This window comes from Achromobacter ruhlandii, assembly GCF_902859695.1.
GTDB classification, from domain to species: domain Bacteria; phylum Pseudomonadota; class Gammaproteobacteria; order Burkholderiales; family Burkholderiaceae_B; genus Achromobacter; species Achromobacter ruhlandii.
On sequence record NZ_CADIJL010000077.1, the window covers coordinates 1 to 2,078 of the forward strand.

Below are 2,078 nucleotides of genomic sequence, written 5' to 3' on the forward strand. Positions count from 1 at the left end.
GCCTCCTTCAGCACTCCGATGATCTGTTCTTCCGTAAATCGCTTCTTCATTGCCGTTCCTTTGTGAACGGACTCTACATCGATTTCGTACTAACCACGGGGAGCAGGTCACGCTGACTGGGTTGTCGCCGCTGGCGTGGCGTTTGAGACAAGAAGGAGGGACTCGCCCGCGAAGCGAAGGTGCATATCCGTCCGCGCTATGACTGTAATCCATGTGTTACAAAAGAGACCACCAACCGCCCACGCCCTTTACTACCGGTCATTATTGCAAGAAGGAGTTGATATGGCCGTATTCACCTACGATTGCCCTCACTGTGGTGCACGTAAAGCTACTTTCTCGTTACAGAAAGGACGTAAGCATGCCGACGACCCGTTGGTCAATGCGCTGGGGTCGTGTCCTGCCTGCTTCAAGCCAATCGCCGTGATGATCTATATGCCCGCAGGGGGGGATATCGACCACCTGACCGGAGATTTGTCAAACAGGAAATTCAACGAAAACGGCTCGATCAAGTCCGTCTTTCCAGAGCGCAAAGAGTCAATTAGCCCTGACCACGTTCCGCCAGCCGCAGCCAAGTCATTCGTCGAAGGTAGCGACTGCCTATCCGACGCCCGATACACGTCAGCAGTCGCGATGTTTCGACGTGCGCTTGAAATCTCTCTAAAAAATTTCTCGCCAGAGATCGAGGCATGGAGATTGGAAAAGCGCATCGACAAATTGGCGGATGAGGGCTTGATAACGGCCGACTTAAAGACCTGGGCACATAAGATCCGACTTGAAGGAAACGAGGCCGTACACGAGGAGGACGAACCGACTCGAGAGGCTGCCACAGAGCTGCAGTTGTTCACCGAAATGGTGATGACGTATTTGTATACCTTACCGGCCAAAGTTCAGGCGAACCTGCAGACCAAAGGCTAATGCTCAGGCGTGCACTCTAGGGACGCGTGTTCAACATTCGCCCGGCGGACGGCCCTCTGGCCCCTGCTCTCTAGAAAAAAAGCCGCCCGGAGGCGGCGTCACTATCTCGCAGGCATCAACGAGATTGTTTGTCGAGGACGTTGACCACTTTCTCCAGATGCGCCTCGACGCGAGGAATAATATCCGGGTGATCGATCGGGCCTAAATCTTCGCGAAGCGCTGGGTCAAACTCGCCACGATTCCGCCCACGCGAATCGTGGTGAACCGATACCCTAACCCGACCATCATCCTGCACCGTCACACGCAAGGAAAGATACAGCCTATTTGATCGAACACCCGCAACCTTGCTCATCGAGAGAGCGACCCCGTATCGCAATGGGGAACTGTCTTCGATGTCGTCAACGGCAGCCTGAAACCCGAAATTCGTCGCACCCTCACACTGCTTTTGGAAGAACGCGCGAACCTTCGCGATTTGCGGACCCGCTTTAGTCTTCAGTTCGATCAACCGGCGCTGTTCATCATCAGCTTTTGCGGCCATCCTTTGGCTGAGTTCCAACTCTCGCTTAACTTGCTGCTCGTGGGAACGCCTAAACACCGTCATCGTTCTACTCCCATAGTTCAGTGACGGTTTTGTATCACAAAGAAATGGTCCCGGCACGTAGCGGGGCTCCACTGCTTCAAGGCGCAAGAGCCCGGGAAAATGTGCCACACCCCGTCCCACTTAAGGTGGCGTCATCTCCCACTTGTGGAGACGGAGTACTCCATAATGCACCTGGGGACGCAGCAGCGAGATTCTTCCATAGGAACACGTAAAAATGTGTTACCTTAGCCTTCGCCTGTACAGGTGGGACGGCCTCGGGTCGCTCACGGCCTCATTCCGTGGGTCGGCTGTCGGTCGCGCAGTTGCTGCTGCACGGCCGTCGCCGTCTTCTTTCAAATAAAAATTCATGAATTGCGATACGTGAAACCGGCCCCAATCTTCGTCGTGGTTGCATTCGCCGCCTTGGTATCCGGCTGCGCAGCACCAGTTTCGACCCCACAACCCACGGCTTCCATTCGAGCGAATCTGCTTGATCCTTGGCCTGGCCCGGCCCCGCGGCCAATTTTGCCGATTGATGGATTCGCCGGCGAGCCCACAGGCCGCTCGCACACCACGATCTATT

General features: G+C 55.2%; 2 protein-coding genes. One reads left to right on the forward strand and one right to left on the reverse strand.

The features are described 5' to 3' along the window. The first annotated feature begins 282 nt into the window (after nucleotides 1-282). Entirely contained in the window at nucleotides 283-915 is a 633-nt protein-coding gene (locus tag HV742_RS31990; RefSeq protein ID WP_241116987.1) for a DUF4145 domain-containing protein, read from the forward strand. Between the two features lie 115 nt (nucleotides 916-1,030). Here HV742_RS31990 and HV742_RS31995 read toward each other — a convergent pair whose 3' ends face one another. After that, complete coding sequence (locus HV742_RS31995; protein WP_175147280.1) at nucleotides 1,031-1,516, reverse strand: hypothetical protein; 486 nt, start codon at nucleotides 1,514-1,516, stop codon at nucleotides 1,031-1,033. Nucleotides 1,517-2,078: the final 562 nt, after the last annotated feature.

What these genes read in the sequence shown, in the direction of transcription:
- HV742_RS31995 (WP_175147280.1), bottom strand. Translation starts at nt 1,516, where the DNA reads ATGACGGTGTTTAGGCGTTCCCACGAGCAGCAAGTTAAGCGAGAGTTG.
- HV742_RS31990 (WP_241116987.1), top strand. Translation starts at nt 283, where the DNA reads ATGGCCGTATTCACCTACGATTGCCCTCACTGTGGTGCACGTAAAGCT.